Source organism: Nocardioides daedukensis, from assembly GCF_013408415.1.
Taxonomy (GTDB): Bacteria; Actinomycetota; Actinomycetes; order Propionibacteriales; family Nocardioidaceae; genus Nocardioides; species Nocardioides daedukensis.
This window is the reverse complement of sequence record NZ_JACCAA010000001.1, coordinates 1712720-1737238: the sequence shown is the minus strand read 5'-3', so window position 1 is coordinate 1737238 and position 24519 is coordinate 1712720. Positions and strand designations below refer to the sequence as shown.

The 24519-nt window shown below is 68.7% G+C and carries 18 protein-coding genes; 14 read left to right on the top strand and 4 right to left on the bottom strand.

Going from position 1 to position 24519, the window contains the following annotated elements; all coding sequences use genetic code 11:
• Window positions 1-236: 236 nt before the first annotated feature.
• Together rpoB and BJ980_RS08625 are read left to right on the top strand one after the other, a co-directional pair.
• The gene (rpoB, locus tag BJ980_RS08630) at window positions 237-3785 is read left to right on the top strand and encodes a DNA-directed RNA polymerase subunit beta (protein WP_179501918.1); all 3549 of its coding nucleotides are present in this window, start codon (window positions 237-239) and stop codon (window positions 3783-3785) included.
• Window positions 3786-3896: 111 nt separating this feature from the next.
• Window positions 3897-7721, top strand: a complete 3825-nt coding sequence (locus BJ980_RS08625) for a DNA-directed RNA polymerase subunit beta' (protein ID WP_179501917.1) — start codon at window positions 3897-3899, stop codon at window positions 7719-7721.
• Window positions 7722-7877: 156 nt separating this feature from the next.
• Here BJ980_RS08625 and BJ980_RS08620 read toward each other — a convergent pair whose 3' ends face one another.
• Entirely contained in the window at window positions 7878-8831 is a 954-nt protein-coding gene (locus BJ980_RS08620; RefSeq protein WP_179501916.1) for a type IV toxin-antitoxin system AbiEi family antitoxin domain-containing protein, read from the bottom strand.
• A 217-nt stretch (window positions 8832-9048) separates the two neighbouring features.
• Complete coding sequence (locus BJ980_RS08615; protein ID WP_179501915.1) at window positions 9049-9546, bottom strand: hypothetical protein; 498 nt, start codon at window positions 9544-9546, stop codon at window positions 9049-9051.
• 73 nt (window positions 9547-9619) lie between these two features.
• On the opposite strand from BJ980_RS08615, the gene BJ980_RS08610 reads away from it, so the two are divergent.
• Complete coding sequence (locus BJ980_RS08610; protein ID WP_179501914.1) at window positions 9620-10411, top strand: lysophospholipid acyltransferase family protein; 792 nt, start codon at window positions 9620-9622, stop codon at window positions 10409-10411.
• Here the strand turns inward: BJ980_RS08610 and BJ980_RS08605 are convergent.
• Window positions 10386-11534 carry an acyltransferase family protein gene (locus BJ980_RS08605; RefSeq protein ID WP_179501913.1) on the bottom strand — a complete coding sequence of 383 codons (1149 nt, stop codon included), beginning with the start codon at window positions 11532-11534 and terminating at the stop codon, window positions 10386-10388. The two genes, BJ980_RS08610 and BJ980_RS08605, sit on opposite strands and share 26 nt — an antisense overlap.
• 88 nt (window positions 11535-11622) lie before the next feature.
• On the opposite strand from BJ980_RS08605, the gene BJ980_RS19270 reads away from it, so the two are divergent.
• The 8 genes from BJ980_RS19270 (at window position 11623) to BJ980_RS08565 (ending at window position 20718) form a co-directional block, all read left to right on the top strand.
• Window positions 11623-12495: an NUDIX domain-containing protein gene (locus BJ980_RS19270; protein WP_179501912.1), complete on the top strand. Its 873-nt coding sequence runs from the start codon at window positions 11623-11625 to the stop codon at window positions 12493-12495.
• 82 nt (window positions 12496-12577) lie between these two features.
• Window positions 12578-13843: a hydroxyacid-oxoacid transhydrogenase gene (locus tag BJ980_RS08595; protein ID WP_179501911.1), complete on the top strand. Its 1266-nt coding sequence runs from the start codon at window positions 12578-12580 to the stop codon at window positions 13841-13843.
• On the top strand, window positions 13840-14331 hold the full coding sequence (locus BJ980_RS08590) for a hypothetical protein (RefSeq protein WP_179501910.1): 492 nt from the start codon (window positions 13840-13842) through the stop codon (window positions 14329-14331). Before BJ980_RS08595 ends, BJ980_RS08590 begins: the two co-directional genes overlap by 4 nt.
• Window positions 14331-14837, top strand: a complete 507-nt coding sequence (locus BJ980_RS08585; RefSeq protein WP_179501909.1) for a DUF1648 domain-containing protein — start codon at window positions 14331-14333, stop codon at window positions 14835-14837. Before BJ980_RS08590 ends, BJ980_RS08585 begins: the two co-directional genes overlap by 1 nt.
• Window positions 14837-17683, top strand: coding sequence for an FAD-binding and (Fe-S)-binding domain-containing protein (locus BJ980_RS08580; protein ID WP_179501908.1), 2847 nt, complete (start codon window positions 14837-14839; stop codon window positions 17681-17683). Before BJ980_RS08585 ends, BJ980_RS08580 begins: the two co-directional genes overlap by 1 nt.
• Window positions 17684-17879: 196 nt before the next feature.
• Window positions 17880-19094 carry a class I SAM-dependent methyltransferase gene (locus BJ980_RS08575; RefSeq protein ID WP_179501907.1) on the top strand — a complete coding sequence of 405 codons (1215 nt, stop codon included), beginning with the start codon at window positions 17880-17882 and terminating at the stop codon, window positions 19092-19094.
• The gene (locus tag BJ980_RS08570; RefSeq protein ID WP_179501906.1) at window positions 19094-20107 is read left to right on the top strand and encodes a hypothetical protein; all 1014 of its coding nucleotides are present in this window, start codon (window positions 19094-19096) and stop codon (window positions 20105-20107) included. Before BJ980_RS08575 ends, BJ980_RS08570 begins: the two co-directional genes overlap by 1 nt.
• 116 nt (window positions 20108-20223) lie before the next feature.
• Complete coding sequence (locus BJ980_RS08565) at window positions 20224-20718, top strand: O-acetyl-ADP-ribose deacetylase (RefSeq protein WP_179501905.1); 495 nt, start codon at window positions 20224-20226, stop codon at window positions 20716-20718.
• A 42-nt stretch (window positions 20719-20760) separates the two neighbouring features.
• Here BJ980_RS08565 and serC read toward each other — a convergent pair whose 3' ends face one another.
• A complete protein-coding gene (serC, locus tag BJ980_RS08560) occupies window positions 20761-21879 on the bottom strand; it encodes a phosphoserine transaminase (protein ID WP_179501904.1) in 1119 nt (372 codons plus the stop codon).
• A 161-nt stretch (window positions 21880-22040) separates the two neighbouring features.
• Between serC and BJ980_RS08555 the strand changes: the two genes are divergently transcribed.
• The 3 genes from BJ980_RS08555 to BJ980_RS08545 all read left to right on the top strand — a co-directional run bounded on the left by BJ980_RS08555 (window position 22041) and on the right by BJ980_RS08545 (window position 24491).
• Window positions 22041-22595, top strand: coding sequence for a GNAT family N-acetyltransferase (locus BJ980_RS08555; protein ID WP_343047750.1), 555 nt, complete (start codon window positions 22041-22043; stop codon window positions 22593-22595).
• A 91-nt stretch (window positions 22596-22686) separates the two neighbouring features.
• Window positions 22687-23826 carry a sensor histidine kinase gene (locus BJ980_RS08550; protein ID WP_179501903.1) on the top strand — a complete coding sequence of 380 codons (1140 nt, stop codon included), beginning with the start codon at window positions 22687-22689 and terminating at the stop codon, window positions 23824-23826.
• Window positions 23823-24491: a response regulator gene (locus tag BJ980_RS08545; protein ID WP_179501902.1), complete on the top strand. Its 669-nt coding sequence runs from the start codon at window positions 23823-23825 to the stop codon at window positions 24489-24491. Before BJ980_RS08550 ends, BJ980_RS08545 begins: the two co-directional genes overlap by 4 nt.
• Window positions 24492-24519 lie beyond the last annotated feature (28 nt).

Genomic DNA, 24519 nt, shown 5'->3' with positions numbered 1-24519 from the left:
CGTCGCAATGACGATCAAGTGCGAGATGCTGCGGCGATCCGCTTGACCTGAGGCTCGCTGCGGCGCATGATCTAGGCGCTGTTCCGATTGTGGCCGGAGTGACGGCTTGTGAACTCATGCCTTTGGGGCTAGGCTTCATCTTTGCGCCTGCTCTCAAATGCTTCCTGCCTGCCCGGTGGCTGGTTTGTGGTGGGTCGGCGCCAATCTCCAGAGCGAACCTGTAGAAGGACACCCTCTTGGCCGCGCGCAGCAACGCAGCAAGCAACAACCCCCGTCGAATCTCCTTCGCAAAGATCTCAGAGCCGCTGGAAGTTCCTCAGCTCCTGGCGCTCCAGACCGACAGCTTTGACTGGCTGGTCGGCAACGAGAAGTGGCGCAATGTCGTCGAGGCCCGCATTGCGGCCGGCGAAGACGTCTCGCGAAAGTCCGGTCTGACCGAGATCTTCGAGGAGATCTCGCCGATCGAGGACTTCTCCGAGACGATGTCGCTCTCGTTCGAGAACCCCGAGTTCGTCGACCCGAAGTACACCGTCGACGAGTGCAAGGAGAAGGACTTCACCTACTCCGCACCTCTCTACGTCTCCGCCGAGTTCACCAACAACGACACCGGTGAGATCAAGGGCCAGACGGTCTTCATGGGTGAGTTCCCCCTGATGACCGACAAGGGCACCTTCGTCATCAACGGCACCGAGCGCGTCGTCGTCTCGCAGCTCGTCCGGTCGCCCGGCGTCTACTTCGAGCGCAACGCGGACAAGACCTCTGACAAGGACATCTACTCGTCCAAGGTCATCCCCTCGCGCGGTGCCTGGCTCGAGTTCGAGGTCGACAAGCGCGACCTGGTCGGCGTTCGTCTGGACCGCAAGCGCAAGCAGAACGTCACCGTCCTGCTCAAGGCCCTGATCGCGGTCGCCGAGGACATCGGCGAGGAATACGACTACGACGCAGTGATGAGCGAGCTGCGCCAGTACGAGTCGATCCAGCTGACCGAGGAGAAGGACAACACCCAGGGCCCGGACGACGCCCTGCTCGACATCTACCGCAAGCTCCGCCCGGGCGAACCGCCCACGCGTGAGGCTGCGCTGACGCTGCTGAAGAACTACTACTTCAACTCCAAGCGCTACGACCTGGCCAAGGTCGGTCGCTACAAGATCAACAAGAAGCTCGGCCAGCACGAGGCCTTCGACAAGCAGACGCTGACCATCTCCGACGTGGTCGCCGCGATCCGCTACATCGTTCGCCTGCACAACGGCGACGAGCTGCTCACCGACCGCGACGGCACCGTGCTCGTCGACGCCGACGGCAAGGACATGAAGGTCCAGCCCGACGACATCGACCACTTCGGCAACCGCCGCATGCGCACCGTCGGCGAGCTGATCCAGAACCAGCTCCGCACCGGCCTCGCCCGGATGGAGCGCGTGGTTCGCGAGCGGATGACGACCCAGGACGTCGAGGCCATCACGCCGCAGTCCCTGATCAACATCCGTCCCGTGGTCGCTGCGCTGAAGGAGTTCTTCGGAACCTCCCAGCTCTCGCAGTTCATGGACCAGACCAACCCGATCGCCGGTCTGACGCACAAGCGTCGCCTCTCGGCGCTCGGCCCGGGTGGTCTCTCCCGTGACCGCGCCGGCATGGAGGTCCGTGACGTCCACCCGTCGCACTACGGCCGGATGTGCCCGATCGAGACCCCGGAAGGCCCGAACATCGGCCTGATCGGTTCGCTCGCATCGTTCGCCCGGATCAACCCGTTCGGCTTCGTGGAGACGCCCTACCGCCGCGTGGAGAAGGGCACGGTCACCGACAAGGTCGACTACCTGACCGCCGACGACGAGGACAAGTTCGTCATCGCGCAGGCCAACGCCAAGCTCGACGACAAGATGCGCTTCGCCGAGGAGCGCGTCCTCGTGCGCCAGCGTGACGGCGAGGTCTCCGAGATCCTGGCCGACGAGGTCGACTACATGGACGTCTCGCCGCGCCAGATGGTGTCGGTCGCGACCGCGCTGATCCCGTTCCTCGAGCACGACGACGCCAACCGCGCGCTCATGGGCGCCAACATGCAGCGTCAGGCCGTTCCGCTGATCCGGAGCGACTCCCCGATCGTGGGCACCGGCATGGAGCTCCGTGCCGCGGTCGACGCCGGCGACGTGGTCACTGCCACCAAGGGTGGTGTGGTCAAGGACGTCTCGGCCGACCTGATCGAGGTCATGAACGACGACGGCACCTACTCGTCGTACCGGATGGCCAAGTTCAAGCGCTCGAACCAGGGCACCTGCATCAACCAGCGCCCGCTGGTCAACGAGGGTGACCGCGTCGAGGGTCCGGACCCGGTCACCGGCCGGGCAGGATCGCCGATCGCAGACGGTCCGTGCACCGACGACGCCGAGATGGCGCTGGGCACCAACCTCCTCGTGGCCTTCATGCCTTGGCAGGGTCACAACTACGAGGACGCCATCATCCTGAGCCAGCGTCTGGTCCAGGAGGACGTCCTCACCTCGATCCACATCGAGGAGCACGAGGTCGACGCCCGCGACACCAAGCTCGGTCCGGAGGAGATCACCCGGGACATCCCGAACGTCTCCGACGAGATGCTTGCCGACCTCGACGAGCGAGGCATCATCCGCATCGGCGCCGAGGTCACCACCGGTGACATCCTGGTCGGCAAGGTCACCCCCAAGGGTGAGACCGAGCTGACCCCCGAGGAGCGCCTGCTCCGCGCGATCTTCGGTGAGAAGGCGCGCGAGGTCCGCGACACCTCGATGAAGGTGCCGCACGGTGAGTCCGGAACCGTCATCGGCGTCCGGGTCTTCGACCGCGAGGACGGCGACGAGCTGCCCCCCGGCGTGAACCAGCTGGTCCGGGTGTACGTCGCCCAGAAGCGCAAGATCTCGGTGGGCGACAAGCTCGCCGGTCGTCACGGGAACAAGGGCGTCATCGCCAAGATCCTGCCGATCGAGGACATGCCGTTCATGGAGGACGGCACCCCGGTCGACGTGATCCTGAACCCGCTCGGCGTGCCGCGACGGATGAACATCGGCCAGATCCTCGAGCTCCACCTCGGTTGGCTCGCCAAGCAGGGTTGGGACCTCAACCTGCACGACGACCCGGCCGACTCGGACTGGAAGCAGCGTCTGATCAGCATCCACGCCGAGAAGGGTGCGCCCAACTCCAAGGTCGCCACCCCGGTCTTCGACGGTGCGCGCGAGGACGAGATCACCGGCCTGCTCGGTTCGACCCTGCCCACCCGTGACGGTGTGCGGATGATCGGCGAGAAGGGCAAGGCGTCCCTGTTCGACGGCCGCTCCGGCGAGCCGTTCCCGGACCCGGTCTCGGTCGGCTACATGTACATCTTGAAGCTCCACCACCTGGTGGACGACAAGATCCACGCACGCAGCACCGGCCCCTACTCGATGATCACGCAGCAGCCCCTGGGTGGTAAGGCCCAGTTCGGTGGACAGCGGTTCGGCGAGATGGAGGTCTGGGCGATGGAGGCGTACGGCGCCGCCTACGCCCTGCAGGAGCTGCTGACGATCAAGTCCGACGACGTGCCCGGTCGCGTCAAGGTCTATGAGGCGATCGTGAAGGGCGAGAACATCCCCGACTCCGGCATCCCGGAATCGTTCAAGGTTCTCGTCAAGGAGATGCAGTCGCTCTGCTTGAACGTGGAGGTGCTGTCCCAGGACGGTTCCGCGATCGAGCTGCGTGACGCGGAGGAGGACGTCTTCCGCGCCGCCGAGGAGCTCGGCATCGACCTGTCGCGTCGCGAGCCGAGCTCGGTCGAAGAAGTCTGACGGTGAGGCGGTACGCCGTACCACACGGCGTACCGCCCCTCCCGACGTCATCACTCTCTCAATCACCGCCCGGAAACACAGGGCAACCACAGCGAAGGAATTGAAGCCAACGTGCTCGACGTGAACTTCTTCGACCAGCTCAAGATCGGCCTGGCCACCGCGGACGAGATCCGCGGATGGAGCCACGGTGAGGTCAAGAAGCCGGAAACCATCAACTACCGCACCCTCAAGCCGGAACGCGACGGACTCTTCTGCGAGAAGATCTTCGGCCCGACCCGCGACTGGGAGTGCTACTGCGGCAAGTACAAGCGAGTCCGCTTCAAGGGCATCATCTGCGAGCGGTGTGGCGTCGAGGTCACCCGTTCCAAGGTGCGTCGTGAGCGGATGGGCCACATCGAGCTCGCCGCTCCCGTGACCCACATCTGGTACTTCAAGGGCGTTCCGTCGCGCTTGGGCTACCTGCTCGACCTGGCCCCGAAGGACCTCGAGAAGGTCATCTACTTCGCGGCCTACATGATCACCTCCGTCGACGAGGACGCGCGTCACCGCGACCTGTCCTCGCTCGAGGGCAAGATCGACCTCGAGCGCAAGCGTCTCGAGACCCGCCGCGACACCTCGCTCGAGGACCGCACCAAGAAGCTGGCCGACGACCTCGAGACCCTCGAGGCCGAGGGCGCCAAGGCCGACGCCCGCCGCAAGGTGCGCGACGGTGCCGAGCGCGAGATGAAGCAGCTGCGCGACCGTGCCCAGCGCGAGATCGACCGCCTCGACGAGGTGTGGAGCACGTTCAAGAGCCTGAAGGTCCAGGACCTGATGGGCGACGAGCTGCTCTACCGCGAGATGAAGACCTGGTTCGGCAAGTACTTCGAGGGCCACATGGGCGCCACGGCGATCCAGAAGCGCCTCCAGGACTTCGACATCGCCCAGGAGGTCGAGAACCTTCGCGAGACCATTGCCACCGGCAAGGGTCAGAAGAAGGTCCGCGCACTCAAGCGGCTCAAGGTCGTCGACGCGTTCCGCAAGACCGGCAACCAGCCGATCGGCATGGTCCTCGACGCCGTCCCGGTCATCCCGCCGGACCTGCGTCCGATGGTCCAGCTCGACGGTGGCCGCTTCGCCACCTCGGACCTCAACGACCTCTACCGTCGCGTGATCAACCGGAACAACCGACTCAAGCGCCTGCTTGACCTCGGTGCCCCCGAGATCATCGTCAACAACGAAAAGCGGATGCTCCAGGAGGCCGTCGACTCGCTGTTCGACAACGGCCGTCGTGGTCGTCCGGTGACCGGTCCGGGCAACCGCCCGCTCAAGTCGCTCTCCGACATGCTCAAGGGCAAGCAGGGTCGTTTCCGTCAGAACCTGCTCGGAAAGCGCGTCGACTACTCCGGTCGTTCGGTCATCGTCTCGGGCCCGCAGCTGAAGCTGCACCAGTGTGGTCTGCCCAAGCAGATGGCCCTGGAGCTCTTCAAGCCGTTCGTGATGAAGCGCCTCGTGGACCTGTCGCACGCGCAGAACATCAAGTCCGCCAAGCGGATGGTCGAGCGCGCACGCCCGGTCGTGTGGGACGTCCTCGAAGAGGTCATCACCGAGCACCCGGTGCTGCTCAACCGTGCACCCACGCTGCACCGTCTCGGCATCCAGGCGTTCGAGCCCCAGCTGATCGAGGGCAAGGCCATCCAGATCCACCCGCTCGTCTGCTCGGCCTTCAACGCCGACTTCGACGGTGACCAGATGGCCGTGCACCTGCCGCTCTCCGCGGAGGCGCAGGCCGAGGCCCGGATCCTGATGCTGTCGACGAACAACATCCTCAAGCCGTCGGACGGCCGTCCGGTGACCATGCCTACCCAGGACATGATCATCGGCCTGTTCTTCCTGACGACCGAGCGGCCGAACCAGCCCGGCGAAGGCCGTGCCTTCACCGGTCAGGCCGAGGCGATCATGGCGTTCGACCGCCACGAGATCAGCCTGCAGACGCCGATCCAGCTGCGTGTCGACGGCGAGTCCGTCCAGACCTCGCTGGGCCGGTCGATCTTCAACGACGCCCTGCCTGCCAACTACCCCTTCGTGAACTACGAGGTCGGCAAGAAGCAGCTCGGTGCGATCGTGAACGACCTGGCTGAGCGCTACACCAAGGTCGAGGTTGCTGCCTCGCTCGACGCGCTCAAGGACGCTGGCTTCCACTGGGCCACCCGTTCCGGTGTCACGGTCTCGATCGACGACGTCACCACGCCGGGCGACAAGGCCGAGATCCTGGCCGGCTACGAGGCACAGGCCGCCAAGGTCCAGGTGCAGTTCGAGCGTGGTCTGGTCACCGACGAGGAGCGTCGTCAGGAGCTCATCGAGATCTGGACCCAGGCTGCTGCCGTCATCGGTAAGGCCATGGAGAAGAACTTCGACAAGGCCAACCCGATCTACATGATGGTCGACTCGGGTGCCTCGGGAAACATGAACCAGATCCGCCAGGTTGCGGCCATGCGTGGTCTGGTGGCAAACCCGAAGGGCGAGATCATCCCGCGCCCGATCAAGTCGAACTTCCGCGAGGGCCTCACCGTTCTCGAGTACTTCATCGCCACCCACGGTGCCCGCAAGGGTCTCGCGGACACCGCGCTGCGGACCGCAGACTCGGGTTACCTGACCCGTCGTCTGGTCGACGTGTCGCAGGACGTCATCATCCGTGAGGACGACTGTGGCACCGAGCGTGGTCTGCCGAAGGTGATCGGTGAGAAGCTCGCCGACGGTTCGGTGATCAAGCACGAGAACGCCGAGACCGCGGCGTACGCCCGGACCGCTGCTTCCGACGTGGAGCACCCGGAGTCGGGCGAGATCCTCGCCCGCGCCGGTGAGGACCTGGGTGACGTCAAGATCGCCGAGCTGATCGAGTCCGGCATCGTGGAGGTCAAGGTCCGCTCCGTGCTGACCTGCGACGCTCGCACCGGTACCTGCGCGAAGTGCTACGGCCGCTCGCTGGCCACCGGCCTGCTGGTCGACATCGGTGAGGCGGTCGGCATCATCGCCGCGCAGTCCATCGGTGAGCCCGGCACGCAGCTGACGATGCGTACCTTCCACACCGGTGGTGTGGCTTCGGCTGACGACATCACGCAGGGTCTGCCCCGCGTCGTGGAGCTCTTCGAGGCCCGTACGCCGAAGGGGGTTGCGCCGATCTCGGAGGTTGCCGGTCGGATCGAGATCGAGGATGGCGACAAGGCCCGCAAGATCGTCGTCACCCCCGACGACGGTTCCGAGATCGTGGAATACCCCGTCAGCCGTCGTTCGCGACTGCTGGTCTCCGATGGCGACCACGTCGAGGTCGGCGACCGGTTCACCCAGGGAACCGAGGACCCCAAGGAGGTCCTCCGCATCCTCGGTGTCCGTCGTGCGCAGCAGCACCTCGTGGACGAGGTCCAGGAGGTCTACCGCAGCCAGGGCGTGTCGATCCACGACAAGCACATCGAGATCATCGTGCGGCAGATGCTGCGCCGGATCACGGTGCTGGAGTCCGGTGACACCAACCTGCTCCCGTCCGACCTGGTCGACCGGGTCCGCTTCGAGGAGGAGAACCGTCGCGTTCTCTCCGAGGGTGGCAAGCCGGCATCGGGACGTCCGGAGCTGATGGGTATCACCAAGGCATCGCTGGCCACGGAGTCGTGGCTCTCGGCGGCCTCCTTCCAGGAGACCACCCGAGTGCTCACCGACGCCGCGATCAACGGCCGAAGCGACTCGCTGCGCGGCCTGAAGGAGAACGTGATCATCGGAAAGCTGATCCCGGCAGGTACCGGTCTCGAGCGGTACCGCAACATCCGGGTGGAGCCGACCGAGGAGGCCCGCGCCGCGGCATACTCCGTGTCCGGTTACGACTCCTACGACTACGAGTTCGGAGCCACCGGCGGCCAGGCCGTCGCGCTGGACGACTTCGACTTCGGGACGTACCAGAACTGATCGCTTGATCGCATGAGCGCCCCCGACCGGGTTCCGGTCGGGGGCGTTCGCGCGTCCGGGGCCCGCCCCGCCAAAGTCACCGGGTACCGGGTGACTCCGGTGCTTCCCGGGCAAGATCTCGCCCGGGAAGCACCAGACTTGCCCGGGGAGTAGGGCTCAGGCGGCGCTCTGTGGCCGGTTCTCGAGGAGCTGACGGATCCGTTGTGCCGTCCGGCCGGGCTGGGCCAGATCCGCCCACGTGATCCGGATGCAACGCCACCCGGTCAGTTCGCAGATGCGTTCCTCGCGTCGCTTCTCAGCCAGGACCACGTCCGTGATGTCCCCGCCATCAGGGACGAACTTCACGTACTTGACCCGTCCGTCGAATTCGAGGAACACCTTGTGCTCGGGCCATGCGAAGTCGAGGCGTGCAATCAGTCTGCCGTTGTCGAAGATCGGGTGCTGGGGCGTCGGGAGCGGGATGCCGTTCGACCAACACAGATAGAAGGTGCGCGACTCACCGACCGACTCGAGACGGGGGTCGCTCAAGCCGACCACGACGCGACCGTGCAGGGTGTGCGGCCATTGGTCAGCAGTCTCGACACGAACACGCAGCGCGTCCTTGGTCATCAACTCCGCGTGCAGCATCGAGTTGATCGCGACCAGAGCATGCTCCACGTCCAGAATCGTGATCAAGTCCAGAGCGGTGCGCACCGGTGCAGTCACCGGCACGTCGTTGACCACGACAGTGTCGGTGGGCAGCAGGATGCCCTGGTGCTGGTGCACTCCGGAAAGTCGACGACCGGCGTGGCCATCGGGTCGGGTGGTGTGGATCTCGGACAACGGCACGTCCCATGTCGAGACGCCATGCTCGAGCGCCGCCGACGTGTGGGACAGGACCGTTCCGGGCTTCGCGGTGCCCAGGACGGCCCGCGCCCTGATCTGATGCCTGTCGGACACGGAGTCAGGCCACAGTTCGGCGATGGTGTAGGCGCCGTAGCGCACCCGGACGAGCTGCTTCGCGCGCACCAGCCGGGTCAGGGACTTGTCGTCGTAGCCCATGGCCACCGCCTCGCGGCGAAGGATGTAGCCCTGGCTGATGCAGCGTCTTCTCAGCAGATCGGTGGTCATGGCGGCAAGGTTCGCCTGCAACTGGAGCGGCCGCTGGGACCGGCATGCGACCTGTGGAGAAGTCGGGGTCGCGGTCAGCCTGTGGACAGAATGCGGTCAGAGTACGACGTGCCGCGCGGGTAACTTCCCGGGCAAGTCTGGCGCTTCCCGGGCAAGATCTCGCCCGGGAAGCGCCGGAGTCACCCGGTACCCGGTGACTTCGACCGGGCCGGGGCGGTCAGGCGACGGGCTGGCCGTGGAAGGCGTCGAGGAGCGGGACGCGGGCGCCTTGGCGCTCCAGGGACTCCTGGACCTTGCGGACCTGGGTGGCGTTGGGGAGGAAGTGCAGGAGCAGCAGGAGGAGGGTGGCGGCTGCGCCGACGGCGTAGGTGATCAGGCCGCCCTCGCCGGCGACGAAGGCGAGCGCCAGACCGACCAGCATCGGCAGCTCGCTCAGGGCCATCCGCATGAAGGCGGTGGACTGGAAGACGCGGGCGCCTCGCTCGACGGCGACGTGAGGGGGGACGCCCTGCCGGAAGGGGGCGCCGCGATAGCCGATCGCGAGGATCAGCGCGAGGGCCGCCACGGCAACGCCTACGACGAGCAGGATCGACGGGACGTGGGCCATCGTGCTGCCGTCAACGCCCTGGAGAACGAACCACAGGGCCAGTCCGAGGAGGAGCGGCATGGGCAGCACGGCAAGAGCCAGGACGCGAAGCGAGTTGAACTGTTGCATGCGAAGACCATTCCCGAGGTGAACTTTCGGAGGAATCTACTATCCAGCACACGCATTGTGACAAAGTTCGGCCATGGCTGACCGGGTACACAACGCGGTCAACCTCCTCGGGCGGGCTCTGCTCAGGGCGCTCGACGTCCGCGTCGAGGTGCACGGGGCCGAGAATCTTCCGGTCCGAGGGCCTGTGCTGCTGGCCTCCAACCACGTCTCCTACCCGGACTTCGTCTTCGTCCAGAAGGCCGCTTTCACCATTCAGCCGCACATCCGTTTCATGTGCCGCCACGACGTCTGGCACCGGCGGCTGCTGGCCCGGGCGATGGACCACATGGGCCACATCCCGGTGGACCGGACGGCTCCGGCCGGCGCCTATCTGCGGGCCCGCAGCCTGCTGGGGGCCCGGGAGTGGGTCTGTGCCTTCCCCGAGGCCGGCATCTCATACTCCTACACGATCCGCCCGCTGATGCGAGGCGTCGCCTCGTTGGCGCGCGAGACCGGGGCGCCGATCGTCCCGGTGGCGCTGTGGGGACCCCAACGGATCTATTCGGTCGGTCGGCCCGGCCCCGACGGCAAGGAGCCGGGCCCGGACTGGACCCGCGGGCGGCGGGTCGACGTCGCCTTCGGCCTCCCGCAGTACGTCGTACCCGGCGGCGACCTGACTGCCGCGACGCAGCAACTCGGCCACACCCTCACCGGCATGCTGGAGGGACTGCAGCAGCTGCCGCACCATCGGCCCGCGCCCGGCGAGCACGCCCCGTGGCACCCCGCGCACCTCGGCGGCCACGCCCCGGACCTGGCCGAGGCGGCCGAGCTCGACCTGGTGCCGAAGGCTGCGGTGCGACCTACCTGGGGCCCGCGGCCGAGGTGAGGTCCCGTGTCGTCGACCCGACCGAGGTCAGGTCACGGCTGGGCCGGATGCCGTCGACGTCAGCGTTGAGCACCAGGTCACCGCGAAGTGCCGCACCGGAAGGGGTGCCACCGGAAGGGGTGGCACCCGCGCCGGCCTCAGCAGCCCGCCGACGGCGCAGCGATCCCACCGGGTCCACGAACCAGGTCAGCCGGCTCGCCACCGGAGCCCAGGAGAGGAAGAGCGCGAGCAGCACCGACCCGCCCACGGCGAGCGGGATCGACAGCGCGGAGTGACCGCGCCACGGGTCCAACCAACCGGCGGCTTCGGCATAGCGCACCACGAACCCGTGGAACAGGTAGACCACCATCGACGCCGAGCCCATCGCGGTGATCGGCAGCTTGCGGCTCGGGATCAGCGAGAGGGCGGCAGCGGCGCCGACCAGGCCGATCAGCAGGACCTGGAGCCGCACCTCCATCGCCTCGGGCCCGGGCACGCCCAGAGCCCCGTAGGAGCGATCGTGGTAGAGGAACGCGGTGCGTCCCCACTGGTCGGTGCTCCCGGCGACGACGAAGATCCACAGCATCGCCGCGGCAGCGAACGGGCGCACCCGGGCGCGGGTCAGCACGGACAGGTGCTCGCGGCGCAGGTGCAGCCCGATCACGAAGAACGGCAACAATCCCAGGATCCGGGGCAGGGAGAGGGTCAGCACGTCGCTGAAGCCACTCGCCAGCGAGACCGCCACCGAGGCCGGAACCATCAGCCAGTGCAGCCGCAGCACGGGGGTGGCCAGGCGCCACGCGAACAGCGCGACGATATACCACATCGCCCAGTGCGGCTCGAGCCACAACGGCCCCTCGGTGTCCTCACCGAGATGTTCGCGCCAGGCCAGCAGCACCGGTTCGAAGATCAGGAACGGCAGCACCAGGGTCGTGAACAGGGACGAGAAGTGCTTTCGATCCCAGACGAAACCTTTGGAGAGATGGCCGCTGACCAGCACGAACGCCGGGATGTGCCAGAAGTAGATGAAGTCGTAGACCTGAAGTTCCAGGGCGCTGGCGCCCAGGATGGCAAACGAGTGTCCGATCACCACCAGGGTGACCAGAGTGAACTTGGCGTTGTCGAGCCATGGGTCGCGACGCATTCGATCCACCGTAGCGAAGTGAGCATCGATCGCAACTCGAGCGGCACCCGCCCCGCCTCTCGGGTGACGCGTCATACACTCTGGCCACATGGGTCGACTACCGAAACGCCAGCGGGTCGCGGCATACGCCGTGATCATTCGTGGCGACCGCATCCTGCTCTCCCGGTTGGCCCCGCGCATCTCCCGCACCCCGCTCTGGACGCTCCCCGGTGGGGGACTCGACCACGGGGAGGACCCCCGCGAGGCGGTGATCCGCGAGATCCACGAGGAGACCGGACTCGACGCGGTGGTCTCCGAGCAGGCTCGCGTCTATTCGCTGCACAACCCCAAGGCCACCCACGGCGAGCGGCTGGCGGACTATCACGCACTGCGGATCGTCTATGACGGCTGGGTCCCCAAGGATGCCCCCGAACCGCGTGTGGTCGAGGTCGACGGCTCGACGGTCGAGGCGGCCTGGCTGCCGCTGGCCGACGTGCTCAACGCGTCCATCCCGGTCACCGCCCTGGTCCGTGAGGCCCTGGCCGACCACCGGCCGTTCGAGCGGCAACGGTTGGCCGCCTATGCGGTGATCCGTCGGGAGCAGTCGCTGCTGCTCACCCGGATCTCGGCGCTCGGGCACCATGCCGGCTCGTGGACTCTGCCCGGCGGCGGCGTCGACCACGGCGAGAAGCCCGCCCGCGCGCTGGTGCGAGAGGTCGCCGAGGAGTGCGGCCTCGAGTGCGTGCCCGGGGAGGTGCTCGACGTGCACGACGTCCACTTCACCGGCACCGCCCCGAGCGGGCGGCACGAGGACTTCCACGGGGTCCATCTGATCTTCGCCGCCACCGTTGCCGACGGCGCCGTACCGCGCGTGGTCGAGGTCGACGGGACCACCGACGAGGTCGCGTGGGTGCCGATCGCGGACATCGAGGCCGGCCGCCTCGAGGTGCTCGACGTCGTCCGGCACGCCCTGACCCGCTGAGGCCCCGGGCCTTGCCCACGATGGCCCAGCGCGGCACCCCGGGTCACCCCGATCCCCGTCGGCAGCGACTAGGTTGGTCTCCATGACCGAGACCGTCTTCACCTACGGCGCTCCGGGGCTCAAGTTCGGCACCGGTGCCTCAGCAGAGATCGGCCACGACCTGGGCCAGCTGGACGCCCGTCGCGTGCTCCTGGTGACCGATCCCGGCGTCGCCGCGACCGGCCACCCGGCACGGATCGCCGAGCAGATCGCGGCCACCGGCATCGAGGTGGTCGTCTTCGAGGACGCCCACGTCGAGCCGACCGACGAGAGCCTGGCGGGAGCGGTGGAGTTCGGCCGCAGCGAGGGGCCCTTCGATGCCTACGTCGCGGTCGGTGGCGGGTCCGCGATCGACACGGCGAAGGCGGTGAACCTGCTCGGCACCAACGAGGGCGAGCTGATGGACTACATCAACGCCCCGGTCGGTCGAGCGCTGGCGCCGACGCACCCGCTCAAGCCGCTGATCGCTGTCCCGACCACCACCGGCACCGGCAGCGAGAGCACCACCATCTGCGTGCTGGACGTGCTGTCGCTCAAGGTGAAGACCGGGATCAGCCACCCGCGCCTGCGCCCGACGATGGCCGTCATCGACCCTGCCCTCACCGTCACCCAGCCGGCGATGGTCACCGCCGCCGCCGGGATGGACATCCTGTGCCACGCGCTGGAGAGCTACACCGCCAAGTGGTACGCCGACTTCCCGGCCAAGCAGGCCGCCGAGCGGGTTCCCTATTGTGGCGCGAACCCGATCGCAGACATGTGGTCGGAGAAGGCGATGTCGCTGCTCGCCGGCTCCTTCCGCGCCGCCGTACGTGACGGCGGCGACCTGGCCGCCCGCGAGGAGATGGCCCTGGCCGCGACCTTCGCCGGGATGGGCTTCGGCAATGCCGGCGTGCACATCCCGCACGCCTGCGCCTATCCGATCGCCGGTCGGGTCCGTGACTATCGCCCCGACGGCTATCCCCAGGACGAACCGATCGTGCCGCACGGGATGGCCGTCTCGCTGACCGCGCCCGAGGCATTCCGGCTCACCTTCGAGGCCGCCCCACAACGGCACCTGCGCGCTGCCCGGTTGCTCGATCCCACCTCGTCGGCAGCCGACTCGCCGGCGCTGCTCCCCGACGTACTCTCCGCACTCATGCGGGACATCGGCATCCCCAACGGCCTGGCCGAGGTCGGCTATGGCGAGGGGGACGTCGACGACCTGGTCGACGGTGCCCTCAAGCAGCAGCGGCTGCTGGCCACCGCGCCGCGAGAGGTGACCGGCGATGACCTGGCCAGCGTCTTCCGCGGGTCGCTGGAGCATTGGTGATCTGGCTCTTCCGGCTCAGTGTGGCGGTCTATCTTGTCTGCCTGATCGTCGGCTCGACGATGCTGCCCGACCAGGTGCCGGTCCGTTTCGATGCGGACGGCGATCCCACGATGTTGCGGGCGAAGTCGGTCGTGATGATCAGCATGCTGATCATCGGTCTGCTGCTTGCCGTCGTGTTCGAGGTGCTGGTCCGGGTGGTCCCGGCACGCGGCGGCGATCGGCTCGGTCTGCCCTATCGCGACCACTGGATCCGGCCGCAGAACGAAGCCAGGTTCCGCCGGATGATCGCCACGGACGTGGCGTTCTTCGGGATCTGCACGATGTCGCTGCTCTCCCTGCTCGTGGTGGCCGCGGCGCGTGCCGGCGAGGACGCGGGCAGGGGTCTGGGTCGGCTCGGCGTGGTGGCCGTGCTCGGCTTCGCGCTGGGGACGCTGACCTGGCTCGTGTGGATGTTCACCTCCCGCTATCGCCCTGCAGGCAGGCGCTGATGGCCCGGGTGACTTTCTGGGCGACCGTGCTCGCACACGCGAGCGTCTGCACGGTCGGTTGGTTCGTGCTGCCCGAGCGGGTGCCGTTGCACTTCTCCGGGTCCGGCGAGGTCGATCGCTGGGGTTCGCGCCCCGAGGCGGTGCTCACGATGGCCCTGGTCGGGGCCGGCATGGCCCTGCTCTTCTGGGCGTTGGCGACCTGGGTCCCGCGCGCGCCGGAGACCCTGCTCAACATCAATGAACGCGACAAGAAGTGGTGGCTCGCGACCCCCGAGCGGACGGTCGAGCTGCGCCGGCGCCTGAGCGTCGACCTCTACGGGTTCGGTGCCGCGACGATGCTGCTGCTGATCGTCGTGGAGCTGATCACCCTCGGGGTCGCTCGCGATGAGGAACCGTCGATGACGCCGTGGATCTGGCTCGCGCTGGGGATCTATCTCCTCGGCGTCCTCGGCGCCTGCGTCCACCTGACCACCCGGCGCTATCGCACCCCACGGGACGTGACGTGATGGACGATCTGGTTGCGGCCCTGCACCGTGCCGGGGTGCCCGACGCCTCGTCGACCACGCTCGACCGGGCCCTGTATTCCTCGGATGCCTCCCTCTATCGCCTGGTCCCGGCCGCCGTCGCCCGGCCGCGCACCCGCGAGGAGCTGCTCGCCGCGGTCTCGGTCGCGCGCTCGCTGTCGGTGCCGGTCACCATGCGCGGAGCCGGTACGTCGATCGCGGGCAACGCGGTCGGTCCGGGCCTGGTGCTCGACACCGCACGCCACCTCAACCGGGTGCTGTCGGTCGACGTGGAGGCCAGGACCGCGGTGGTCCAGCCGGGTGTGGTGCATGCCGTGCTGCAGCGCGAGCTGGCCGGTTCCGGGCTGCGGTTCGGACCGGACCCGTCGACCCACACCCGCTGCACGATCGGCGGGATGATCGGCAACAACGCCTGCGGGTCGCGGGCACTGGGCTATGGCCGGACCGCCGACAACGTGGCCGGCCTGGACGTGGTCCTCGGGACGGGGGAGGAGCTCTCCACCGGCGCTCGCTCGGTGGCCGGGGATGCGCTGGCCGCGCTGACCGATGCCTCGCTGGGGCATGTGCGCACCTCGTTCGGCCGGTTCACCCGTCAGGTCAGCGGCTATTCCTTCGAGCACCTGCTCCCCGAGAACGGCAGGCGACTCGATCGGTTCCTGGTCGGCTCCGAGGGGACCCTTGCCGTGGTGCTGGAAGCCACCGTCGAGCTGGTCGAGGACCCTGCTGCGACCGTCCTCGTGGCGCTCGGCTATCCCTCGATGGTCGACGCTGCCGATGCCGTGCCCGGCGTACTGGCCGCGGGACCGCTGATCGCCTGCGAGGGGCTCGATGCCCGGATCGTCGACGTGGTCCGGGCCGCCGGTGGCGCGGTGCCCGAGCTGCCGCGCGGTGCCGGATGGCTCTTCGTCGAGGTCGGCGCCTCCTCGGCGTCCGAGGCCACGGCGATGGCCACCCGCGTGGCGGCCGCCGCCGGTGCGCTCGAGTCCCGCATCGTCACCGATCGTGGGGAGCAGGCCGCGCTGTGGCGGATCCGTGAGGACGGTGCTGGTCTCGCGGCCCGGAGCCTGACCCGTCCGGCGTACTCCGGCTGGGAGGACGCCGCGGTCCCACCCGAGCGCCTGGGCGCCTGGCTGCGCGACTTCGACGCGCTGCTGGTCGAGCACGGCCTGGACGGGGTGCCCTACGGCCACTTCGGGGACGGCTGCGTGCACGTGCGGATCGACTTCGAGTTCGACGACGGCGGGGCACGCTTCCGGGCGTTCCTCGCCGACGCGGCCTCGGCCCTGGCCTCGCACGGCGGCTCGTTGTCGGGCGAGCACGGGGACGGGCGGGCGCGCTCGGAGCTGCTTCCGACGATGTATGACGAGCAGTCGCTGGCCCTGTTCCGTGCGGCGAAGGCGATCTGTGATCCGCCCGGTCTGCTGAACCCGGGGGTGCTCGTCGACCCGGATCCGGTGGATGCCTCCCTGCGGGCCGCCCGACCGGTGGCACGGGTGCGACCGCTGCTGGCGCTGGCACACGACGGCGGCTCGCTGGCCACCGCGGTGCACCGGTGCACGGGCGTGGGCAAGTGCATCGCCGACAACACCGGGACCGGTGGGGTGATGTGTCCGTCCTACCTGGCGACGCGGGAGGAGAAGGACTCGACCCGTGGCCGCGCGCGGGTGCTGCAGGAGGCCCTGGACGGGTCCCTGGTCGACGGCCTGTCGGACCCGGCGGTCGGCGAGGCGCTCGACCTCTGTCTGTCCTGCAAGGGCTGCTCGCGCGACTGCCCCACCGGCGTGGACATGGCGACCTACAAGTCCGAAGCGCTCCAGGCCCGATATCGCGGCAAGCTGCGTCCGCGTGCCCACTATGCGCTGGGCCAGCTGCCCCGGTGGGCACGGCTCACGGCACGGATGGCTCCGGCGGCGAACCTCGCACTGCGGGCGGGACCGCTGGCCCGGTTGGCCAAGGCGGCGGCGGGGATCGATCAGCGACGGGGGCTGCCGAAGTTCGCCTCGCGGACCCTGCGCCGTCAGGCTGCGGCCGCAGTGACCGGCCCCACGACGGGAACAGCGACTGGCCCCACGACTGGCGCAGCGACTGGCCCCACGACTGGCGCAGCAACGACGGCGCACGACGTACCGGACGTGTGGCTGTGGGCCGACTCCTTCACCGACCACTTCGCCCCGGAGACCGGGATGGCTGCGATCGCCGTGCTCGAGGCGGCCGGCCTGCGGGTCCGGGTGATCGACGAGTCGGCCTGCTGCGCGCTGACCTGGATCACCACCGGCCAGCTGAGTGCGGCGCGACGGATCGTGCGCCGCACCGTGGACACCTTGACGCCGTACGTCGACTCCGGCGTGCCGGTGATCGGCCTGGAGCCCTCGTGCCTGGCCTCCATGCGCTCGGATGCTGCCGAGCTCGTCCCGGAGGCGGGCGCGGTCGGGTCGCGGATGCTGACCCTGGCCGAGTTCCTGGCTTCATTGCCCACGTGGACCCCGCCCGACCTCTCCGGTGTCTCGATCGTGGCCCAACCGCACTGCCACCACTCCTCGGTGCTGGGCTGGGAGACCGACGAGGCGCTCCTTCGCCGCGCCGGTGCCTCGGTGACCAGGGTCGGCGGCTGCTGTGGCCTGGCCGGGAACTTCGGGGTGGAGAAGGGGCACTACGAGGTCTCCGTCGCGATCGCCTCGCACGCCTTGCTGCCCGCCGTTCGCCAGGCCCCACCCGGCGCGGTGGTGCTGGCCGACGGGATGTCCTGCCGGATCCAGCTCGACGACCTGGCCGACGTGCCAGCGATGCACCTGGCACAGCTGCTGGCCTCACACCTGCCGCCGCACTGACGAGCACCCGACCGTGCAGACCACGGCGACGCCCACGCGAGCGCCTGACTGCGTCGGGAATCGGCCCACCACCCGCACCGCGGATAGGATCGAGGCATGAATCCCCGTGTCCGACGCGTCATCATCCCTGCGGCACTGATCGGGCTCCTGGTCGTGGTCGTCGTCGCAGCTCTCGTGAAGTGACCGGGCTGATCTGATGGCTGCCGAACCTCTGCTCCGGGCGCTCGCGAAGATGCGCGCGCTGATCCTCGACGAGACCACCCTGGTGCGCGCGGTCGGCTCTGGACGCCAGCGCGGGGAGACGCCGAAGTGGAAGCGGGTCGAGCTGCGCTACGTCGACCTCAAGGCCGGCCGTCACCTGCAGGTCGTCGCCTACGACGACACCCAGGCGCACACCTCGAACCACGCGGCCGGCGACGCCGCCCGCGACGCGGTCGACGACCTGCTCGACATCCCGTTCGCCAACTGGCACGTCGAGACCACCACCGAACAGCACCAGGTCCGGGTGACCAAGAAGCTCGAGGCGATGGTGCACACCACCGCCCGCGCCGACGAGGTCGAGGTCGAGCGGGAGCACGACAAGGCCAAGCAGCGGCTGCTCCCCGAGGACGACCCGGTGCTGGTGGCGCTGGGCATCTCGGACGCACAGGGCCGGATCAAGCCGACCAGGCAGGCGAAGTATCGCCAGGTCGAGGAGTTCCTGCGACTGCTCGACTCGTCGATCACCGACGCCTTCTCCGCGGGTGCCCTGCGCAAGCCGACCGCCGAGGACCCGTTGCGCATCGTCGACCTCGGCTGCGGCAACGCCTACCTGACCTTCGCCGCGCACCGCTACCTGTCGCACGTGCGCGGGCTGCCGGTGCACGTCACCGGTGTCGACGTGAAGCAGCAGTCGGCAGACCACAACTCCGCCGTGGCGGCGCAGCTGGGCATCGACCAGGAATGCGACTTCGTGGTCGGCACCATCGCCGCAGCCACCCTGGAGCAGCAACCGCACGTCGTACTCGCCCTGCATGCCTGCGACACCGCCACCGACGAGGCCCTGGCCCGCGCGGTGGAGTGGGAGGCCTCGCTGGTCCTGGCCGCGCCCTGCTGCCACCACGACATCTCCGTGCAGCTGCGCAAGAACCCCACGCCGTCGCCCTACTCGATGCTCACCCGGCACGGCATCCTGCGCGAGCGGTTCGCGGACACGCTGACCGACGCGCTGCGTGCCTCGATCCTGCGGCTGGTGGGCTACAAGGTGGACGTCGTGGAGTTCGTCGAGAGCCAGCACACCCCGCGCAACACCCTGCTCCGCTCCGTGCGCACCGGTGGCCGGGTGAAGGGCGGCAGCGTGCGCAAGGAATATGACGAGCTCGTCGAGATGTGGGCCGTCCAGCCCAAGCTGGCCGAGCTCGTGGACGTGTGATGCGTTCGGGCCTGGTCGCGCTCGTGATCGTCGCACCCTTCGTGGTGGGTGTGGCGGTCGCCGATCCGGGTCCCGAGGGCGAGAGCGTCTTCACCTTCCAGGACAGGGAGATCAACGAGTCCAGCGGCCTGGTCGTCCTCGACGACGTGGCGGTGACGGTCAACGACTCGGGTGACTCGGCGCGGATCTTCGTCGTCTCGCCGGACGACGGATCCTCCGAAGCACTCTCCTACGGTGGGAGCGCGGTGGATGTCGAGGCGCTCGCGCCGGCAGCGAAGGATGAGCGCGCGGTGTGGGTCGGCGACATCGGCGACAACCTGGCCAAGCGCTCCGACCTGAGCGTGGTGCACGTGCCCCTCGACGGTTCGGCTGCCTCACGCCACCCGGTGTCGTGGAAGGGTGGACCGGCCGACGCCGAGACCTTGATGGTGCACCCGGTGACCGGGCAGATGTATGTCGTGACCAAGGACGTCGTCGACGGCGAGGTGCTGCGTGGGCCCGCCACCCTGTCCTCCTCGGGCAATGTCTTCGCGCCCGTCGCCAAGGCACCCGCGTTGATCACGGACGGGGCGTTCTTCGGCGACGGCAAGCACTTCATCCTGAGGAACTACGGCGCCGCCTACGTCTTCGAGACGTCGTCGATGAAGCAGGTCGGCGTGATCGACCTGCCGGTGCAGACCCAGGGAGAGGGCATCGCGGTCACGCCGTCGGGCGAGGTGTGGTTGAGCAGTGAGGGCGTCAACAGCGAGGTCCTGCGGATCGAGCTGCCCGCCGAGATCGCCTCCGCGGTCGGCGTCGCTCGCGGAGCCGCGCCGACCCCAGTGCCGTCCGCGTCCCCGTCTTCGTCGTCGTCTCCGAGCGACTCGGAGTCACCGATCCCCGGCCCGTCCTCCGAGCAGAATCCCGCAGGCAACGAGGACCTCGACGGTCCGGCAGTGCTTCCGTGGCTGCTCGGCGGCCTGGCCGCAGTGATCGCGTTCGGGGTGCTGATCCGCTCCCTGCGCCCGCGCTGACCCGGACGGGCCCCGCTGCGAGGGGTTCATCTGGGGGAGGACGAGGTCCGTCGCGAGGAGGAGCCAGGAGCTCGACCACAGCGGTCGTGTCCTACCCCAGGTGCACACTGGGAGCCATGGAGATCACCCTGGTCCAAGGAGACATCACCACCCAGGACGTGGACGCGGTCGTCAACGCGGCCAACCGGCGCATGCGTGGCGGCGGCGGCGTCGACGGAGCGATCCACGCGGCCGGCGGGCCAGAGATCCTGCGCGACTGCGAGGAGCGCTTCCCCGACGGACTGCGCACCGGCGATGCCGGCTGGACCACCGGCGGCCGGCTGTCGGCGAAGTGGGTGATCCATGTGGTCGGCCCGAACTTCAACGCCGGCCAGCGCGACCGTGCCCTGCTCACCTCGTGCTATCGCCGAGCCCTGGCGGTCGCCGACGAGATCGGCGCGAGGACCGTGGCCTTCCCGCTGATCAGCGCCGGCGTCTACGGCTGGCCGCGCGAGGACGCCGTCGCCGCCGCGGTGGAGACGCTCGGTTCCACCCCGACCCGGGTCACCGAGGCGAGGATGGTCGCGTTCGGGAGGACGACGTACGACCTGATCGACAACGCGTTGGCCTGAGCCTGACCCCTCAACGCAGCGGCGACCGCGGCGACGCGAAGCTCAGAGAGCCGAGACCACGTGGTCGATCGAGCGGGTGAGCTGCTCGATGTCGGAGGGGTCGACCGCCGGGTACATCGCGATCCGCAGCTGGTTGCGGCCCAGCTTGCGGTAGGGCTCGGTGTCCACCACGCCGTTGGCGCGCAGCACCTTCGCGATGGCGGCGGCGTCGATCGACTCGTCGAAGTCGATGGTGCCGATCACCAGCGAGCGGTGCTCGGGGTCGGTGACGTAGGGCGTCGTGTAGGAGGTCTTCTCCGCCCAGCCGTAGAGCGCGTTCGAGGACGCAGCGGTCCGCTCGACCATGCCCTTGAGACCACCCTGGGCGTTCATCCAGTCCAGCTGCTCGGCCATCAGGAAGAGCGTCGCGACCGACGGGGTGTTGTAGGTCTGGTTCTTCTTCGAGTTGTCGATCGCGGTCGGCAGGTCGAAGAACGGCGGGACATAGCGGTCGGTGGCTGCGATCTCCTCGACCCGGGCAAGCGCGCGCGGCGACATGATCGAGATCCACAGGCCACCGTCGGAGGCGAAGCACTTCTGCGGTGCGAAGTAGTAGGCGTCGACCTCGTTCAGGTCGACCGGCAGGCCACCGGCACCCGACGTCGCATCGACGAGCACCAGGGCGTCGTCGTCGACACCGGCCGGGCGGGCCACCGGAGCCATCACGGCGGTGGAGGTCTCGTTGTGGGCCCAGGCATAGGCATCCACGCCCTCCTCGGCGACCGCGTCGGGGCGCGAGCCCGGGTCGGAGGAGATGACGCTGGGCTCGGCGAGCCACGGCGCCTTCTTCGTCGAGGTGGCGAACTTCGAGGAGAACTCACCGAAGGTCAGGTGCTGGCTCTTGTTGCGGATCAGGCCGAACGCGGCGATGTCCCAGAACGCGGTCGCGCCGCCGTTGCCGAGCACGACCTCATAGCCCTCGGGCAGGTCGAAGAGTGCGGCAAGGCCCTCACGCACGCGACCGACGGTGTTCTTCACCGGGGCCTGGCGGTGCGAGGTGCCCAGCAGCTTGTCCCCGGTCGCGGCGAGCGCGTCGAGGTGGGAGGTCTGGATCTTGGAGGGGCCGGCGCCGAAACGACCATCGGCGGGCAGGAGCTCAGCGGGGATCTGAATGTCGGTCACGGTGGGACAACCTCATCTGTGTTCGGCCTGCGAAATGACCCTGCGCCATGGCCCTACGGAATGGCCCTGCGAAACAACAGGGTGCCTGACCACGTTGTCAGCGAACCCCCATTGTGGCATCCGCGGCGGGCACCGGCCACGCACGGTCCTAGAGTGAGCAGGTGCCATCGCCCGACCTTCCGATCGGCCAGCTCGACGCCGACCACCTGCGCCCCGACCTGCGCCCCGACCTGCGCAACGGCCACCTGCGCATCGACCGGGTGCCCTTCACCCATCCCGACGCCGTGCGGCTGATCGAGGAGGTGCAGCAGGAATACACCCGTCTCTACGGCACCCCCGACGACACCCCGCTCGACCAGACGATGTTCGACGCCCCGATGGGCGCCTTCTTCGTCGGCTATGTCGACGGCGAGCCAGCCGCGAGCGGAGCCTGGAGACGGCGCGAGGACGTGAGCGCCTTCGAGACCACGAACACCGCCGAGATCAAGCGGATGTACGTCGCCGCACGGGCCCGGCGTACCGGCCTGGCGCGGGCGATGCTGGCCCACCTCGAGCGGACCGCGAGCGAGGCGGGGGCGGAGGTGTCGATCCTGGAGACCGGCATCAAGCAGCCCGAGGCCATCGCGCTCTATGAGTCCTCGGGTTACCAGCGCATCGCCGGGTTCGGTCACTACCGGGACTCGCCGCTGTCGCGGTGCTTCGGCAAGCGACTCTGACCCACGGTGAGTTGGCATACGCAGGATTGCGTAGGCCGTGACCTCCCTTGGTCGTACGACAACGCGCGGCTGACGACCTAGCGTCATCGGCATGGAATCGATGACGTGGATGCTCCGCCGCCGCTGGTGGCTCCTGCCCGTCCTGGCGATCCTGGTCGCCGGCTCGATCGCGGTGAACCTCGGCTCCGGTGAGACGTTCCACCCCCTGCGTGAACTCGCCGGCGCCGCGGCTGCCGTGGTGCTGGCGACGCTCGCAGCGGCCGGACTCCTGGCGATCGACCGGTGGCCGGCGGCGGCCATGGTCGGCGTCGGTGCGCTGGTCGGTGGCTACTTCGCCGTCGGCGGCGAGAACGGACCGATCCTGTTCGCCGTCGTGGTGGCTGCCTTCCTGGTCGCCACCCGCGAGCCGGTTCGGGAATGGTTCGGGTGGCTGGTCGTCGCAGCGGTGCTGGTGTGGGCCGGACTGGTGATCCGCGCAGTGCGCTGGGAGGAGCCGGACCTGGCCGCGTGGCAGGCGATCGGTCTCGGTCTCCTGGTCTCGGCTGCAGCGTCGATCGGCACGACTGATCGCACGCTCCGGGAGACGGCGTCGCTCGAGCGACGTCGCGCCGCGACCGAGGAGCAGCTGCGAATGGCCCAGGACCTGCACGACGGGGTGGGTCACGGCCTGGCCCTGATCGCCATGCAGGCCGGGGTCGCACTGCATGTGCTGGAGAAGGACCCGGCCGGGGTGCGCACCGCCCTCGAAGCCATCCGCGACACCAGCCGTGAGTCCCTGGCCGCGCTTCGCACCGAAGTGGCCCAGCTGACCGGCGAGGCTGCGTATCGCGCGCCGTTGCGGGGCCTGTCTGATCTCGGTGCCCTGGTGGACAGGGTGCGCGCGACGGGTCTCGAAGTGATCGTGACCGGGTCGGAGGTCGACGTGGATGCGCCACGCGCCGAGCTGCCCGGCGACGTCGAGACAACGGCGTACGCCGTGGTGCAGGAGGCCCTGACGAACGTGATGCGGCATGCCGACGGTGCCCAGACGGTGCGCGTCGACCTGAGCGGAGCCGCAGGTGCCCTCGTGGTGAGCGTGACCGATGACGGACGAGGTCTTCTCGGGCACGATGAGGGCATGGGTCTTCGGGGCATGCGTGATCGCGTCACCGCACTGGGCGGAACGCTCGAGACCGGACCGAACCGAGACGGGTTCCGGGTGCGGGCAGTGCTGAGGGCGGCTCCGCGGTGAACCGTACGTCGATTCGGGTCGTGGTCGTCGACGACCAGGCAATCGTCCGCACCGGTCTACGCACCCTGATCGCTGCCGAGCCGGACCTCGAGCTGGTGGGGGAGGGTGAGGACGGTCGCGCCGGTCTGATCGCGATCCGGCGCGAACGGCCCGACGTGGTCCTCTGCGACATCCGGATGCCGGCGATGGACGGCCTCGAGATGCTCCGTCAGGTGGGCACTGATCCGGAGCTCAGTGACGTGCGTGTGGTCATGCTGACCACCTTCGAGCTGGACGACTACGTCTTCGAGGCACTGCGCCTGGGCGCCTCGGGCTTCCTGCTCAAGGACGCGGAGCCGACGGCGCTTCTCGGTGCGATCCGAGTCGTCGCCGAGGGTGGCTCGCTGTTGGCTCCTTCGGTGACCCGGCGGGTGATCGAGCACTTCGGGGCGGGCGCCTCCCGACGCGCCCCTCATCCCGGGATGGACCGGCTCACCCAGCGTGAGCGGGAGATGGTGGCCTGGGTCGCCACCGGACGGTCCAACCAGGAGATCGCCGACCGGTTGGTGGTCAGTCCCGACACCGTGCGCACGCACGTGTCGAGGGCGATGGTGAAGCTGGCCGCCCGGGACCGCGCACAGCTGGTGGTCTTCGCGATGCAGTCGGGGCTCGAGCCGTCCGACTGAGGCGACACCTCGATGGCCTAGCCTGCGG

Coding starts and splice junctions, on each gene's coding strand:
- BJ980_RS08620 (WP_179501916.1), bottom strand. CDS start 8,831: ATGACCACCGATCTGCTGAGAAGACGCTGCATCAGCCAGGGCTACATC.
- BJ980_RS08615 (WP_179501915.1), bottom strand. CDS start 9,546: ATGCAACAGTTCAACTCGCTTCGCGTCCTGGCTCTTGCCGTGCTGCCC.
- BJ980_RS08610 (WP_179501914.1), top strand. CDS start 9,620: ATGGCTGACCGGGTACACAACGCGGTCAACCTCCTCGGGCGGGCTCTG.
- BJ980_RS08605 (WP_179501913.1), bottom strand. CDS start 11,534: ATGCGTCGCGACCCATGGCTCGACAACGCCAAGTTCACTCTGGTCACC.
- BJ980_RS19270 (WP_179501912.1), top strand. CDS start 11,623: ATGGGTCGACTACCGAAACGCCAGCGGGTCGCGGCATACGCCGTGATC.
- BJ980_RS08595 (WP_179501911.1), top strand. CDS start 12,578: ATGACCGAGACCGTCTTCACCTACGGCGCTCCGGGGCTCAAGTTCGGC.
- BJ980_RS08585 (WP_179501909.1), top strand. CDS start 14,331: ATGGCCCGGGTGACTTTCTGGGCGACCGTGCTCGCACACGCGAGCGTC.
- BJ980_RS08580 (WP_179501908.1), top strand. CDS start 14,837: ATGGACGATCTGGTTGCGGCCCTGCACCGTGCCGGGGTGCCCGACGCC.
- BJ980_RS08575 (WP_179501907.1), top strand. CDS start 17,880: ATGGCTGCCGAACCTCTGCTCCGGGCGCTCGCGAAGATGCGCGCGCTG.
- BJ980_RS08570 (WP_179501906.1), top strand. CDS start 19,094: ATGCGTTCGGGCCTGGTCGCGCTCGTGATCGTCGCACCCTTCGTGGTG.
- BJ980_RS08565 (WP_179501905.1), top strand. CDS start 20,224: ATGGAGATCACCCTGGTCCAAGGAGACATCACCACCCAGGACGTGGAC.
- BJ980_RS08550 (WP_179501903.1), top strand. CDS start 22,687: ATGGAATCGATGACGTGGATGCTCCGCCGCCGCTGGTGGCTCCTGCCC.